This window comes from Micromonospora sp. DT228 (assembly GCF_049841595.1).
Taxonomy (GTDB): Bacteria; Actinomycetota; Actinomycetes; order Mycobacteriales; family Micromonosporaceae; genus Micromonospora.
The window spans coordinates 91,843-105,760 of record NZ_JBNCKO010000006.1 but is presented as its reverse complement, the minus strand read 5'-3'; the positions used below and the strand labels follow the sequence as shown (position 1 = coordinate 105,760).

Below are 13,918 nucleotides of genomic sequence, written 5' to 3'. Positions count from 1 at the left end.
GCGCCCGCGCGGGGGGCGGCGCCGCCGCCCCCGCGGCGACCCGGGGGCGGGGGCGCGCCCCCCCCCCCCCCCCCGCGCCCGGTGTCGGGTGCGGGTGCGGTCAGCCGGCGTGCTTGCGGCGGGCGGCGGCCCGGCCCCGCTGCTGCTGGTCGAGCACCACCTTGCGGATGCGCACCGCGGTCGGGGTGACCTCGACGCACTCGTCCTCGCGGCAGAATTCCAGGGCCTGCTCCAGCGAGAGCTTGCGCGGCGGGACCAGCTTCTCGGTCTCGTCGGAGGTCGACTGCCGCATGTTGGTGAGCTTCTTCTCCTTGGTGATGTTGACGTCCATGTCGTCGGAGCGGGAGTTCTCCCCGACGATCATGCCCTCGTACACCTCGGTGGTGGGGTCGACGAAGAGCTGACCGCGCTCCTGCAGGTTGGTCATCGCGAAGGCGGTGACCGCGCCGGACCGGTCGGCGACAAGCGAGCCGTTGTTGCGGGTGCGCAGCTCGCCGAACCACGGCTCGTAGGACTCGAAGACGTGGTGCAGGATGCCGGTGCCCCGGGTGTCGGTGAGGAACTCGGTGCGGAAGCCGATCAGGCCGCGCGCCGGGACCAGCCACTCCATCCGGATCCAGCCGGTGCCGTGGTTGACCAACTGCTCCATCCGACCCTTACGGGTCGCGAGGAGCTGGGTGATGGCGCCCAGGTATTCCTCCGGGGCGTCGATGGTCAGCCGCTCGACCGGCTCGCAGGTCTTGCCGTCGATCTCCCGCGTGACCACCTGCGGCTTGCCGACGGTGAGCTCGTAGCTCTCCCGGCGCATCTGCTCGACCAGGATGGCCAGCGCCAGCTCGCCGCGGCCCTGCACCTCCCAGGCGTCCGGCCGCTCGGTGGGCAGCACCCGCAGCGAGACGTTGCCGATCAGCTCCTTGTCGAGGCGGTCCTTGACCATCCGGGCGGTGACCTTGGAGCCCTTGACCCGGCCGACGAGCGGCGAGGTGTTGGTGCCGATGGTCATCGAGATGGCCGGCTCGTCGACGGTGATCAGCGGCAGCGGGACCGGGTTCTCGAGGTCGGCGAGGGTCTCACCGATCATGATCTCCGGGATGCCGGCGACGGCGATGATGTCGCCCGGTCCGGCGGTCTCGGCCGACGTGCGCTCCAGGCCCTCGGTCATCAGCATCTCGGAGATGCGGACCCGCTGGGTGCTGCCGTCGGTGCGGCACCAGGCCACCGTCTGACCCTTGTTGATGGTGCCCTGTCGGACCCGGCACAGCGCCAGCCGGCCGAGGAACGGCGAGGCGTCGAGGTTGGTGACGTGCGCCTGCAGCGGCGCGCCGTCCTCGTACGAGGGTGCCGGGATGGTGTCCAGCAGGGTGCGGAACAGCGGCTCCAGGGAGGTGCTGTCGTCGGGCACCGAACCGTCGGCGGGCTGGGTCAGCGAGGCGATGCCGTCGCGGGCGCAGGCGTAGACGATCGGGAAGTCGATCTGCTCCTCGTCGGCGTCCAGGTCGAGGAAGAGCTCGTAGGTGTCGTCCACGACCTCCTTGATCCGGGCGTCGGGGCGGTCCACCTTGTTGATCACCAGGATGATCGGCATCCGGGCCCGCAGCGCCTTGCGCAGCACGAAGCGGGTCTGCGGCAGCGGGCCCTCGCTGGCGTCGACGAGCAGCACCACGCCGTCGACCATGGTCAGGCCGCGCTCCACCTCACCACCGAAGTCGGCGTGGCCGGGGGTGTCGATGATGTTGATGGTGACCGGGTCGGAGCCGTCCGCCGGCAGGTACCGCACGCCGGTGTTCTTGGCCAGGATCGTGATGCCCTTTTCCCGCTCCAGGTCACCGGAGTCCATCACCCGCTCGGTGTTCTCGCCCCGGGCGCCGTACGCCCCGGCCTGCCGCAACATGGCGTCGACAAGCGTGGTCTTGCCGTGGTCGACGTGAGCGATGATGGCGACGTTGCGGAGGTCGGTGCGAAGCTGCATACCCTCTATCCTTCCGCCTGCGCTCGCGCAGGCCGCGTCGGGGTCACCCCCAGGTGCCCCTGATCTATGGTGAAACTGCTGTCCGGCTGGTTACCCCGGCTGGCATGCTGACTCCCGTGTTCCGGGGGCCTGAGTGCACGACCTGCTGACCTGGGTGCAGAGTCTGCCCGCCCTCTGGATCTACCTGGTCGCCGCGCTGATCGTGGCGGGCGAGACCGCGGTGATCTTCGGCCTGCTCGTGCCGGGTGAGGCTACCCTGCTGCTCGTTGGCTTCCTCACCTACAACGGTACCTTGCGGCTCGGACCGGCGTTGCTCGCGATGATCGTCGCGGCGGTTCTCGGTGACGGGCTGGCCTTCCGCGCCGGCCGGCGCTACGGGCCCCGACTGCGCGCCGGGCTGGGTCACCGGGTCGGTCCCCAGCGGTGGGCCAGGGCCGATGCCATGCTCGCGCGGCTCGGCGGGCGGGGTGTGTTCGCGGCCCGCTGGGTGGCTTTCGCCCGCACCCTGGTGCCCCGGTTGGCCGGTGCGGCCGGCATGCCGTACCGGCGGTTCGCGCCGTGGAACCTGGCCGGGGTGGCGACCTGGGTGGGCGGCTCGGTCCTGCTCGGTCACCTCGCCGGTGAGTCGTACGACACGGTCTCCCGGCTGCTCGGCCGGGCCACCGGCGTGGCGGGGCTGCTGCTGGCCGGCCTGCTGGGCGTGGTGCTCGTCGGCCGGTGGCTGGGTCGTAATCCCGACCCGGTCCGCGCGCTGCTGTCCCGGGCCGGCGCGCTGCCCCCGGTGCGGTGGCTCACCGCCCGCTACGGGGTGCTGTTCTTCCTGGTGGCCATGCGGATCGGACCGGCCTGGACGCTGCTGCTCAATCTGGCCGCCGGGCTCCTGCTGCTCTTCGCCGCCGGGCTCGCCATCGCCGGGCTGCTCGCCGTGGTGATCCGCAACAGTGGGCTGGCCGCGCTCGACGACGCCATCGCGGGGTGGTTCGCCGCCCGACGTACCCCGGACGCCGCCGAAGCCACGATGGTCGTGGTGTCGGTGGTGCGAGGGTCGGTGTTGATCGCCCTGGTGGGGTTGGTGGCCGCGGTGCTGGCGTGGCGCAACCGACCGTGGCGGGCGGACCTGCTCAGCGTGGTCGGCACGGTGGGCGCGTTCGTGCCGCTCGTGGTGTTGGCGGTGGCCGCCGAGGTGACAGGTGCGCACGGCACCACGCCGGGCGGCGAGGTGGCCGCGCTCTCGACCCAGAACGCCGTGGTCGCGGCGAGCTTCTGCACCCTGGCCTGGTTGGTGTCGCGCAGCGCCCGGTGGCCGGTGTCGGTGGCCGCGTGGACGACCGCCGCCGCCGGGATGCTCGGGATCGGCGGCGCACGGCTCTACCTCGGCCTGGACTCGGCGAGCGGGACCGCAGCGGCGGTGCTGCTCGGAGTGCTCTGGACCGTGGTGTTCATGGTCGCCTGGGCCACCCGGGACCGGGCCGTGGGTGATCTCGAGCAGCCGGACGACCAGGCGGTGACGCCGCCGCAGGGGCACCGGCGGCCGGTGGAACCTTGTTAGGGTGCGACGACTGTCACACGGGGAGGCACCACGATGGTTCGACTGACCAATCGGCTCGGCGCTGCGGTGCTCGTCGGGCTGCTGGTGTCGAGTGTGCTGGCCGGGTGCGCCGGCGAGGGGAAGAGCCCGCCGGACCAGAACGCACCGGTCGCGTTCTCGGACATGCCGGCGAATCCTCCCTCCGAGGAGGCCACCGTGGCGCCGAGCCCGTCGCTGAGCGCCGTGGAGTCGATGGGTGCCGCGCCGAGCCGTCGCGCCTCCCCATCTCCGACCCCGAAGCCGAAGAAGAAGCCGACCCGTACGGCCCCGAAGCCGCTCGCGGTGGCGAAACCGCCCACCGAGACCCTGGTCCCGCCGGCCCCGCCGAAGCCGGCGCCGAGCTCCTGCAAGCCGACCTACCGCGGCACCCAGGCCGCCCAGGCCGAGGCGAAGGCGGCGTTGACCGACGCCGCCGCCCGCTCCTACTGGCCGGTCTCCGCGCCGGACATCAAGATCCCACTCGGCCTGCTCAAGGCCACCGCGTGGCAGGAGAGCGGCTGGCAGTCCAACATCTACGCCTGCGACGGCGGCGTGGGGTTGATGCAGGTGATGCCGAACACCGCGACCTGGATGAACCAGCGGTTCGAGCAGAGCTACCAGATCGACGACTACCGGGACAACGCCTTCCTCGGGGCCACCTACCTGGCCTGGGCCACGAAGTACATCGGCGACATGTACTTCGAGTCGGACTTCCGCCTCGACCCGGCGCTGTGTGGGGCCGAGCTGAATTCCTGCCTGCTCAACGCGGTCATCGCCGCGTACAACGCCGGACACGGCGCGGTGGCGCAGGAGGGCGAGCCCCTGGCCATCCCCAACCCGTCGTACGTGCGCAACGTGCGGGCGCTGATGACCGAGTGCGTCTGCCTGGGTTACTGATCTCGACGGGGCCGTGCCGGTGTCGCCACGGCCCCGCGCGCGTGCCGGTCAGTCGCGGGCGGCGACCGGCTCCGGCGACGCCGGGCTGTCGGCCGGCTGGTCCGGGGTGATCCGGCCGGGCCACCAGAAGCGGTCTCCGAGCAGGAACGCCAGCGCCGGCACGAGGACGGTGCGCACCAGCAGGGTGTCGAGCAGCACGCCGATGCAGACGATGATGCCGATCTGGGTCAGCGTGATCAGCGGCAGCACGCCGAGGACGGCGAAGACCGCGGCGAGCAGCACTCCGGCGCTGGTGATCACCCCGCCGGTGACCCGCAGGGCGGAGAGCATCCCGTCGCGGGTGCCCGCGCCGCGCGCGTCCTCCCGGGCCCGGGTGACCAGGAAGATGTTGTAGTCCACCCCGAGCGCCACCAGGAACACGAACGCGAGCAGCAGCACACCGCTGTCCAGCGCGGGAAAGCCCAGCACGTGGTCGAAGAGCAGCCACGCCGCGCCGAGGCTGGCGAAGAACGACGCGATCACGGTGAGCACCAGCAGCAGCGGAGCGAGCAGGCCGCGCAGCAGCAGCACGAGCACGGCGCCGACGAGCACCAGGATGATCGGCAGGATCAGTCGCAGGTCGCGGTCGTTGGCCTCGTCGGAGTCGTAGGTGGCGGCCACGGAGCCACCGACGATCGCCCCGGATGGCGTGTCGGCGCCGGCCGCGGCGGGCGGAGCGGAATCGGGGACGGCGGCGACCGCCTCGCGCAGGGCCTCGATGGCGCGGTCCGAGGCGGTGGTGCCGGGTTCGGCGTCCAGGACGACGTCGACCTGGGCGACGGCGTTCCCGGCGTCGCCGGGGCGTGCCGAGGCGACCCCGGGCACGGCGGTGGCGGCCTCGGTGACGGCCCGCGCTGCCGCCGGGTTGGTGAGCACCGCCACCGGCTGGGTGCTGCCGGCGGGGAACGCACGGGCCAGGGTCTGCGCCCCGGTCACCGCCTCGGGCTCGGCCCGGAACTGTTCGGTCTCGGACAGGCCGGTGCGGATCCCGAGCCCACCCAACGCCAGACCGCCGAGCAGCAGGGTGGCCAGCACCGCGACCACCACCGGGCGGCGTTGCACGGCGGTGCCGAGCCGGCCCCAGAGCCGTCCCTCCCGGGCCGGGCCACCGACGCGGGGCACGAACGGCCAGAACAGGCCGCGGCCGAGGAGCACCAGCACGGCGGGGAGCACGAACAGCGCCGACAGCATGGCGAAGACCACACCCGTGGCGCAGGCCACGGCGAGGGCCCGGTTCGTCTCCTGCTCGCTGAGCAGCAGGGTGAGGACTCCGAGCACCACGGTGCCGCCGCTGGCGAGGATGGGCTCGGCGGTACGCCGCAACGCGGCGCGCATCGCCGCGTACCGGTCCTGCTCGCGCCGCAGCTCCTCGCGGTAGCGGGCGATGAGCAGCAGCGCGTAGTCGGTGGCGGCGCCGAAGACCAGCACGCTGGCGATGCCGGTGACCTGGCCCTGCTGGAGGTTGATGCCGACGGCCGGCACGATGGCGTCGACCGCGCGCAGGGTGAGCTGTTCGGTCGCGGCGACCACGACGAGTGGCACGATCCACAAAAACGGGCTGCGGTAGGTGATCAGCAACAGCAGCGCCACCACGGCAGCGGTCACCGCGAGCAGGGTGACGTCGGCCCCGTCGAACACCGAGGACAGGTCGGCGGTGAAGGCCGGTGCGCCGGTCACCTCGGCGGTCAGCCCGGCGGGCAGGTCGCCCAGCGCGGCGCGCAGCTCGTCGACAGTGCCGGTGACCTCGTCCTGACCACCGCTGGTGTCGACGGGCACGGCGACGAGCGCGACCGCCCCGTCCGGGGAGAGCTGCGGGGGACTGACGCGTCCACCCACCGCGAAGCGGCCCAGGTCGCCGGCGCGGGCGGTGACGGCGGCCCGGTCGGCCTCGCTCAGCGCGCCGCCGTCACCTCGACTCACCACCACGATGGCCGGCTGGACCTCGCTGGACGGCAACTGCTCCTGGAGGCGTTCCACCTGTGTCGACTGCCACCGCACCGACAGGCCGGTGGCGGAGACCGGGGCCGGGTTGTCCGGTTGGGGCGTTCCGAAGACGACCGCGCCGACGACGATCGCCGCGGCCACGGTGAGCCAGGCGGCCAGCCGGCCGCGCGCGACCCTGGTGAACACAGACATCAGATGACCCCAAAGTCCTTCGGCAGCCGAGTATCTTGATAGCCGAGATTATCGAGGGCTGTTCTATGCTGCAACCCGGGAGACCGACGACGGGAAGAGCGGCGCGAGGTGGCGACTCACGGCATGTACCGGCGGCGCGACACGCGCCGCGAGCAGCTGGTCGCGGAGATCACCAACAACCTCCGGCGGTACGCGGTGGACGCCCAGCAGGTCGGCCACGCCTTCGCCAACCTGCACGGCCTCAACCCGACCGACCTCCAGGCCCTGATCGCGGTGATGGACGCCGAGTTGCTCGGTGACCCGATCACCCCCGGCCGCCTCGGTGAGCAGCTCAATCTCTCCTCCGGCTCGGTCACCGCCCTCATCGACCGGCTGGAGCGGGCCGGTCACATCCGCCGGGACCGGGACACCGTCGACCGGCGCAAGGTGCTGCTGCACTACGCCGACCAGGGAGCGGCCCTGGCCATGCAGTTCTTCCAGCCGCTGGGCGCGCGTACCGACACGGTGATGGCCCGCTTCGACGACGGCGAGCTGGAGGTGGTGCACCGGTTCATGGCGCAGATGAGCGAGTCGCTGCGGGGGCACCGGGACGCGGTGCGCGCCGCCCGGCCCGGGTCGCCCCGCCCGCCGACGGGCTGAGCCGTGCCGGCCCGGCTGGTCACCCGCCTCGCGGCCGTCGCGCTGCGGTTGTCGCCGACCCGTCCCGGCCCGGTGCGGGTCACCCGCGACATCCCGGTCCGCACCCGCGACGGTGTGGTGCTGCGGACCGACCACTACGCCGCGGCGGTTCGCGGCGCGCCGACCGTGCTGATCCGCACCCCGTACGGGCGAGGCGGACCACTGCGGCTGCTCGGCCGGCTGCTCGCCGCGCGGGGTCGGCACGCGGTGATCCAGGACTGCCGGGGCACCGGAGGGTCCGGTGGCACGTTCGCGCCGCTCGTGCGCGAGCGCGACGACGGAGTGGACACCCTGGACTGGCTGCGTCGCCAGCCCTCGTGGTCCGGCCAGCTCGGCATGTTCGGGGTCAGCTACCAGGGTTTCGCGCAGTGGGCGCTGGCCGCCGACGCCGGCGACGAGCTGCGCGCGATGGTCGCGGTGGTGACCGCCTCGGCCACCCGGGACTCGACGTACGCGGGGGAGTCCTTCGCCCTGGACACCGTGCTGACCTGGGCGGAGCTGCTGCATGCGCAGACCGTGCCGTGGTTGTCCCGGCAGTGGGAGCTCAAGCGTGGCCAGCCCCGGCTGGCCGCCGCGCTGGCGCACCTGCCGCTCGCGGACGCCGACCGGGTGGCCACCGGCGTGACCGTCCCGTTCTTTCAGGAGTGGCTGCGCCACCACACCCCGGAGGCGGCGTACTGGCGCGAACGCGTCTTCGCCGACCGGGTGGCCCGGGTGCGGGCGCCGGTGGTCATGGTCAGCGGTTGGCACGACATCTTCCTGCCCGCCCAACTCGACGACTACGCCACGCTGCGCGCCGCCGGCACGCGGCCACGCCTCGTCGTCGGCCCCTGGACACACGGCAGCCCGGGCCTGTTCGTGGCTGCCCTGCGGGAGGGGTTGGCCTGGCTCGACGAGCACCTGACGGCGGCGCCACCGGTCGGCCGGCGGGCGCGCCCGGCCGGGGCCGCCCCGGTCCGGCTGCACGTGGGTGGGCCCGGCGGCGGCTGGCGGGACCTACCGGACTGGCCACCTTCGACGGTCGAGACCGCCTGGCACCTGCATCCGGGAGGTGAGCTGGCGGTCCGCCCGCCGCTCGCGTCGGCGCCGGACGAGTTCCGGTACGACCCGGCCGACCCCACCCCGTCGCGGGGTGGGCCGCTGCTGGTCGCCAAGCAGGCCGGCCCGGTGGACAACCGGCAGGTCGAAGCCCGCCCCGACGTGCTGATCTACACCAGTGCCCCACTTGTCGGCCCGATCGAGGTGATCGGCCCGGTCCGCGCCGAGATCCACGTCCGTGGTGAGCTGCCGTACCTGGACGTCTTCGTGCGGCTGTGCGACGTGGACCGGCGCGGTCGCTCGTGGAACGTGTGCGACGGTCTGGTGCGAGTGACCCCCGAACGCTTCCCCGCCGACCCGGCCGGGGTGCGGCGGGTCCCGGTGGCGCTCTGGCCGACCGCGTACCGGTTCGCCACCGGGCACCGGCTGCGGGTGCAGATCGCCGGTGGCGCCCATCCGAGGTGGGCGCGCAACCCCGGCACCGGGGAACCGCTCGGAACGGCGGTGACGCTGCGTGCCGGCTGGCGGCAGGTGTTCCACGACCCCGCTCACCCGTCGGCGCTGCTGCTGCCGATCGTCCACTCAGCCCCGACGGCACCCCCAATCTAAAAAGAACCCTCCTGAGCTGGGCATTCATCGATAATGCGGGCTATGGTTGGTGTAACGCCCGGTGCCGTGCAGCAAGCCGACCGGGATCGCCCGAAGCCCAACACCGCGTACGCGGTGTGACGTCGTACCCGGTCCCCGCCCTATCCGAGAGGGGGACCCCATGACGCGGGCCCCGGCAAACCTATTGGCCGTCCGAAGCCTTCTTCTCACTCATCTGAACGTCGACCCGAACACCGTCCGCGCCGCCGACCTGGAGCCGGACGAGGTCGGCATCGTCGGCGACCCGGACCACCGCGGCGGCTATCACTGCGGCTCGGACCGGGTGGTCACGAACGACTATTCGGTTGTCGAGTCACCCCGGGACCGAGCCGGACTGACCCTGGACGCGGCGGCGCTGGACGTCGGCCAGTTCGAGGTCCGCTCCGCCGGCCGTACGCACACCATGAGGAGTTTCTCGCTCTGGTGCGTGGCCCAGTGCGTCGCGAACGCGGCCGACACCCGGGACCTTCGCGAGATCATCTACAGCCCCGACGGCAGCACGGTGAAGCGGTGGGACCGCCTCGGCATACGGAGCACCGGCGACAGCTCGCACCGCTGGCACACCCACTTCAGCTTCTTCCGTGACGCCATCAAGGCGGGCCGCGACCAGCGGCCGCTGTTCCGCCGCTATCTCAGCTCCATCGGACTCCTGGAGGACGACGACATGACCCCCGAAGAGCACAACTGGCTGGCCACGGTCCACACGAACCTCACCGTGCTGGACGGCCGAAACCCGATCGGACAGATCTACACCCGGATGGCCGAGGGTCGGGACGACACCGGTGCCCCGGTGGCCGGCAACTGGAACCTGCAGGCGATGACGAAGCAGCTCACCGCCCTGCAGACCACGCTGAACGCACTGGCCGGGAAGGACTTCACCGACGAGGCGGCGATCATCGAGGGTGTCCTCGCGGGGCTCACGCCGGAGGATATCGCCGCGGCCATTCCGCCCACCATCGCCAAGCAGGTCGCCGACGAGCTGTCCCGCCGGCTGGTCGCCTGAGCGGAGGGGCGGCCGTAGCCGCCGGGCCGCCCCTCTCCCCAACCCTCATCCGCAACGACTGTTGAGCAATAAGTATTGCGCAACAGATGTTGCGGATGACAGGCTGGCGGTATGGAGACCCCCGACGTACGCCACGTCACCGACTCGCGGGTGCTGGCTGCCATGGCCCACCCGCTGCGTCGCCGGCTGATGGACGTGCTCACGGTGCACGGACCCTCGACCGTCGGCCTGCTCGCCGAACGCACCGACCAGGCGCCGGCGAACGTCAGCCACCACCTCAAGGTTCTCGCCGCCGCGGACCTGGTCACCGAGGCTCCCGAGTTGGCCCGCGACCGGCGCGAACGGTGGTGGCGGCTGGTCACCCCAGGGGTGCGCTGGTCCAGCAGCGACTTCGACGCCGACCCGGCCGCCCGGGTGGTCGCGGACGCCGCCATCTCGCTCAATCTGGACCGGCACGTCGCCCTGGCCCGAGCCTGGCACGCCGCCGACGACGCGGCACAGGCGACCTGGCACGACGGCCCGTTCTCCCTGAACAAGTGGTTGCACCTCACCCCCGACGAACTGGCCGCGCTGAGCCGCGAAATGGTCGCGCTGCTGGACCGCTGGGCCGACCGGTCGGTCCCCGCCGACGGCCACGAGCGGCAGCCCGTGTTCGTGTTCGCCCACGGCATTCCGGCCCGGCCGTGACCGCGACCACCCGCACCGGTCCGGATCCGGTCCGTCCAGGAGGCGGGCTGCTGCGGCACCGCGACTTCCGGCTGCTCTGGACCGGCCAGACGGTCAGCAGCATCGGCAGCAACGTCACCACGGTCGCGTTGCCCCTGGTCGCGGTCGCCGTCCTGGACGCCGGCACCTTCCAGGTGGCGGTGCTCACCGCCGCGGCCTGGCTGCCCTGGCTGCTGATCGGCCTGCCCGCCGGCGCCTGGGTGGACCGGCTGCCCCGCCGACCCGTGATGGTGGCCTGCGATCTGTTCCGCGCGCTGCTGTTCCTCACCGTGCCGCTCGCCGCGGCACTCGACCGGCTCACCGTGACGCACCTGCTGGTGGTGGCGCTCAGCGCCGGCGTCGCGCGGGTCTTCTTCGAAACCGCCGACCAGGTCTACCTCCCGGTGCTGTTGCGACCCGAGCAACTGCCGGAGGGCAACGCGAAGCTGCACGCCACCCAGACCGCGAGCTATGTCGTCGGACCCGGCGTCGCAGGTCTGATCGCCCAGCTCATCGGTGCGGTCACCGCGCTGCTGCTGGACGCGATCAGCTTCCTGGTCTCCGCGGTGTGCCTCCTGCGGATCCGCACCGTCGAACCATGCGCACGCCGGGCGGACCGGTCCCGCCCACTGCGCCGCGACATCGCCGAAGGGCTGCGCTTCGTCGCCCGGGACCCGTACCTGCGGGTGCTGGCGGTCTTCGGCGCGGCCAGCAACATCGGGCTGACCGGCTACCAGGCCGTCCTGGTGGTCTTCCTGGTCCGTGAGTTGCGTCTCGCACCGGGCCTGGTGGGCGTCCTGATCGCCGTGATGAGCGCTGGAGGGATCATCGGGGCGTTGCTCGCCACCACGCTGGGCCGGCGCTGCGGCACCGCGCGGGCACTGCTGATCGCCGCGGTGTTCACCGGCCCGCCAGCCCTACTCATTCCGCTCGGCGCACCCGGCATCGGGTTGGCCTGGCCAGCCCTCGGCGGCCTGTTGATCGGCCTGGGGGTGGCCATCGGCAACGTCGTCAAGGGCGCCTTCCGGCAGACCTACACGCCGCACCACCTGCTCGGCCGGGTGACGGTGAGCATGCACCTGCTCAACTACGGCACGATCCCGCTCGCGGCAGTGCTCGCCGGAGCCCTCGGCGCGCGCTACGGCGTCGCGACGGCGATTGTCGTGATGACCGCCTGGTTGGCGGTCACCCCGTTGATTCTGTTGATCGGACCGATCCGGAGGCGGCGGGACATGCCCGCCGCCCCGGCGGCGTCTTGAGTGCGCTGCGACGGCGGCCGGAGACCGGCCGCCGTCACCGGCACGGAGCTACATCGGGCGGACGTTGTCCGCCTGCGGACCCTTCTGCCCCTGGGTCACCTCGAACTCGACCTTCTGGCCCTCGTTGAGCTCCCGGTAGCCGCTCGAGGCGATGGCGGAGTAGTGGACGAACACGTCCGGCCCTCCACCGTCCTGCTCGATGAAACCGAAGCCCTTTTCCGAGTTGAACCACTTAACCGTGCCGGTTGCCATGCATCTCTCCCTGTTCAAAGCGGCTGACCCTCGGCCTCTGGCCGATGATCGCCCGTACCTGTCCGACAGTAACGGGCGAAACCCCAATCCGCTGGCCGAAGTGCCGTAGGTCTTCGTGCGAACTCGGGTGAACTCTGCGCGCCGGCACGTGAAACCTGCCCCGACCACCCGCCGCTGGGGCATGCTTGCGCCGATGAGGGGTGCCGCAGCCGACGTGCTGACCGAGCTGGAGCGCGAGATCGACGCGCCCGGCGCCGGCCTGGACCGACTCCGGTTGGTGCCCACCCCGTTCGTCCCCGAGGTGCGGCTGCACCTGGCCGAGGACGCGATCGTCTTCTGGGCTCGGATGGAGGCAGCCGCCGGGCACGCCCTGCCGGCACCGTACTGGGCGTCCGCCTGGGCCGGCGGCCAGGCACTGGCCCGGCACCTCCTGGACCACCCCGAGCTGGCCGCCGGACGTCGGGTCCTCGACCTCGCCGCCGGCTCGGGACTGGTGGCCATCGCCGCCGCGCTCGCCGGCGCCGCGGAGGTGGTCGCCAACGACATCGACCCGTACGCCGTCGCCGCCGTCACCCTCAACGCGCGGGCCAACCGGGTCGACGTCGACGTCACCGGGGACGACCTGCTCGACGGCACCGACGCGGAGGCCGATCTGGTGGTCGCCGGCGACGTCTTCTACGACCGCGCGATGGCCGAGAAGATGCTGCCCTTCCTGCAGAGGGCCGCCGCCCGGGGCGCCGACGTGCTGGTCGGTGACCCCGGCCGAGGGCACCTACCGGCGGACCGCCTGACGGTCCTCGCCGACTATCCGGTACCCACCACCGAACCCTCGGTCGACTCGTCGTTGCGCCGGGTGCAGGTGCTGCGACCCGTCTGAGCGCGGACACCGCCTCAGGGACGACCCCGAGACCGATACCAGGGGGGCCTGGGGGCTGGAACCGGATGTCCGAGGTGGTCCGGCGGCCATAGCGTACGAGGCATGACGCAATGGCTGGCACAGATCGGCGAACTACCCGTTCTGCTGCTGATGGGTGCGCTCGGCCTCGTCATGCTCTTCGACGCCGTACCCCTGTTGGGTGTCCTGATCCCCGGCGACGTGGCGATCCTGGCCGCCGTCGGGGTCGGCCGCCCGACCACCGGGCTGGCGACCTTCACCGCGGTGCTGGTCGGCTGCCTGGCCGGCTGGTCGCTGAGCTTCCTGATCGGCCGCCGGTACGCCGAGCGGCTGCGACACAGCCGGATCGGCGGCTGGATCGGTGAGCCGCGCTGGTCGGCCGCGGAGGGGATCCTGCGTCGCGGTGGCGGTCGGATGATGATCGTCGCGCCGTTCCTGCCCGTGTTCAACGCGCTGCTTCCGCTGGCCGCCGGCGGGTTACGGATGTCGTACCGGCGATTCCTCGGCTGCGCGACGCTCGGCGCCGCCGCCTGGGCCGGTCTCTACCTCGCGCTGGGCACGGCATCCCGATCGCTGGCCGGGCTGCTGCCGGGGCAGCCCAGCCCGCTGCTGGTGACCATGGGAGTCGGGATGGTGCTGGCTTCCGTCGTGCTGTTGGGGGCGCGGCGGCGGTTGTTCGTTGTTGCTGGTTGAGGTTGCTGGGCTTGTCGGTGGTTGCTGTGGGGAGTCGGTGGTTGCGGTTGGGGGCGGGGGCGGGCGGGGCCCCCCCCCCCCGGGGCGCGGGGGGAGACCACCCCCGCCCCGCCCGGCCCCCCCCCCCCCGGGGGTGTGG

At 72.4% G+C, this 13,918-nt stretch carries 12 protein-coding genes; 9 read left to right on the top strand and 3 right to left on the bottom strand.

The window, feature by feature from the left end:
- Window positions 1-100 precede the first annotated feature (100 nt).
- On the bottom strand, window positions 101-1,969 hold the full coding sequence (gene typA / locus ACLQ29_RS14640) for a translational GTPase TypA (protein WP_425772122.1): 1,869 nt from the start codon (window positions 1,967-1,969) through the stop codon (window positions 101-103).
- 133 nt (window positions 1,970-2,102) lie between these two features.
- Between typA and ACLQ29_RS14635 the strand changes: the two genes are divergently transcribed.
- Together ACLQ29_RS14635 and ACLQ29_RS14630 are read left to right on the top strand one after the other, a co-directional pair.
- Window positions 2,103-3,518 (top strand): DedA family protein, encoded by a 1,416-nt coding sequence (locus tag ACLQ29_RS14635; RefSeq protein WP_425772121.1) that lies wholly within the window; start codon window positions 2,103-2,105, stop codon window positions 3,516-3,518.
- 33 nt (window positions 3,519-3,551) lie between these two features.
- Window positions 3,552-4,433, top strand: a complete 882-nt coding sequence (locus tag ACLQ29_RS14630) for a transglycosylase SLT domain-containing protein (RefSeq protein WP_425772120.1) — start codon at window positions 3,552-3,554, stop codon at window positions 4,431-4,433.
- A 48-nt stretch (window positions 4,434-4,481) separates the two neighbouring features.
- Here the strand turns inward: ACLQ29_RS14630 and ACLQ29_RS14625 are convergent, their stop codons facing one another.
- Window positions 4,482-6,608 (bottom strand): MMPL family transporter, encoded by a 2,127-nt coding sequence (locus ACLQ29_RS14625; protein WP_425772119.1) that lies wholly within the window; start codon window positions 6,606-6,608, stop codon window positions 4,482-4,484.
- Between the two features lie 123 nt (window positions 6,609-6,731).
- Here ACLQ29_RS14625 and ACLQ29_RS14620 point away from each other — a divergent pair, with 123 nt between their 5' ends.
- The 5 genes from ACLQ29_RS14620 (at window position 6,732) to ACLQ29_RS14600 (ending at window position 11,939) form a co-directional block, all read left to right on the top strand.
- Window positions 6,732-7,247, top strand: coding sequence for a MarR family winged helix-turn-helix transcriptional regulator (locus ACLQ29_RS14620; protein WP_425772297.1), 516 nt, complete (start codon window positions 6,732-6,734; stop codon window positions 7,245-7,247).
- A gap of 3 nt (window positions 7,248-7,250) precedes the next feature.
- Window positions 7,251-8,933, top strand: coding sequence for a CocE/NonD family hydrolase (locus ACLQ29_RS14615; protein WP_425772118.1), 1,683 nt, complete (start codon window positions 7,251-7,253; stop codon window positions 8,931-8,933).
- A 160-nt stretch (window positions 8,934-9,093) separates the two neighbouring features.
- A complete protein-coding gene (locus ACLQ29_RS14610; protein WP_425772117.1) occupies window positions 9,094-9,975 on the top strand; it encodes a hypothetical protein in 882 nt (293 codons plus the stop codon).
- Window positions 9,976-10,086: 111 nt separating this feature from the next.
- The gene (locus ACLQ29_RS14605) at window positions 10,087-10,662 is read left to right on the top strand and encodes an ArsR/SmtB family transcription factor (protein WP_425772116.1); all 576 of its coding nucleotides are present in this window, start codon (window positions 10,087-10,089) and stop codon (window positions 10,660-10,662) included.
- Window positions 10,659-11,939 carry an MFS transporter gene (locus ACLQ29_RS14600; protein WP_425772115.1) on the top strand — a complete coding sequence of 427 codons (1,281 nt, stop codon included), beginning with the start codon at window positions 10,659-10,661 and terminating at the stop codon, window positions 11,937-11,939. Before ACLQ29_RS14605 ends, ACLQ29_RS14600 begins: the two co-directional genes overlap by 4 nt.
- Window positions 11,940-11,987: 48 nt before the next feature.
- Here the strand turns inward: ACLQ29_RS14600 and ACLQ29_RS14595 are convergent, their stop codons facing one another.
- Entirely contained in the window at window positions 11,988-12,191 is a 204-nt protein-coding gene (locus ACLQ29_RS14595; RefSeq protein WP_007462771.1) for a cold-shock protein, read from the bottom strand.
- Window positions 12,192-12,384: 193 nt separating this feature from the next.
- Here ACLQ29_RS14595 and ACLQ29_RS14590 point away from each other — a divergent pair, with 193 nt between their 5' ends.
- Both ACLQ29_RS14590 and ACLQ29_RS14585 read left to right on the top strand, forming a co-directional pair.
- Window positions 12,385-13,068: a class I SAM-dependent methyltransferase gene (locus tag ACLQ29_RS14590; RefSeq protein ID WP_425772114.1), complete on the top strand. Its 684-nt coding sequence runs from the start codon at window positions 12,385-12,387 to the stop codon at window positions 13,066-13,068.
- A gap of 102 nt (window positions 13,069-13,170) precedes the next feature.
- Complete coding sequence (locus ACLQ29_RS14585) at window positions 13,171-13,779, top strand: DedA family protein (RefSeq protein WP_393363032.1); 609 nt, start codon at window positions 13,171-13,173, stop codon at window positions 13,777-13,779.
- The last annotated feature ends 139 nt before the right edge of the window (window positions 13,780-13,918 follow it).

Bases quoted from the DNA above. Each gene is read 5' to 3' on its own strand.
- typA (WP_425772122.1), bottom strand. From the start codon at position 1,969: ATGCAGCTTCGCACCGACCTCCGCAACGTCGCCATCATCGCTCACGTC.
- ACLQ29_RS14630 (WP_425772120.1), top strand. From the start codon at position 3,552: ATGGTTCGACTGACCAATCGGCTCGGCGCTGCGGTGCTCGTCGGGCTG.
- ACLQ29_RS14625 (WP_425772119.1), bottom strand. From the start codon at position 6,608: ATGTCTGTGTTCACCAGGGTCGCGCGCGGCCGGCTGGCCGCCTGGCTC.
- ACLQ29_RS14620 (WP_425772297.1), top strand. From the start codon at position 6,732: ATGTACCGGCGGCGCGACACGCGCCGCGAGCAGCTGGTCGCGGAGATC.
- ACLQ29_RS14610 (WP_425772117.1), top strand. From the start codon at position 9,094: ATGACGCGGGCCCCGGCAAACCTATTGGCCGTCCGAAGCCTTCTTCTC.
- ACLQ29_RS14605 (WP_425772116.1), top strand. From the start codon at position 10,087: ATGGAGACCCCCGACGTACGCCACGTCACCGACTCGCGGGTGCTGGCT.
- ACLQ29_RS14595 (WP_007462771.1), bottom strand. From the start codon at position 12,191: ATGGCAACCGGCACGGTTAAGTGGTTCAACTCGGAAAAGGGCTTCGGT.
- ACLQ29_RS14590 (WP_425772114.1), top strand. From the start codon at position 12,385: ATGAGGGGTGCCGCAGCCGACGTGCTGACCGAGCTGGAGCGCGAGATC.
- ACLQ29_RS14585 (WP_393363032.1), top strand. From the start codon at position 13,171: ATGACGCAATGGCTGGCACAGATCGGCGAACTACCCGTTCTGCTGCTG.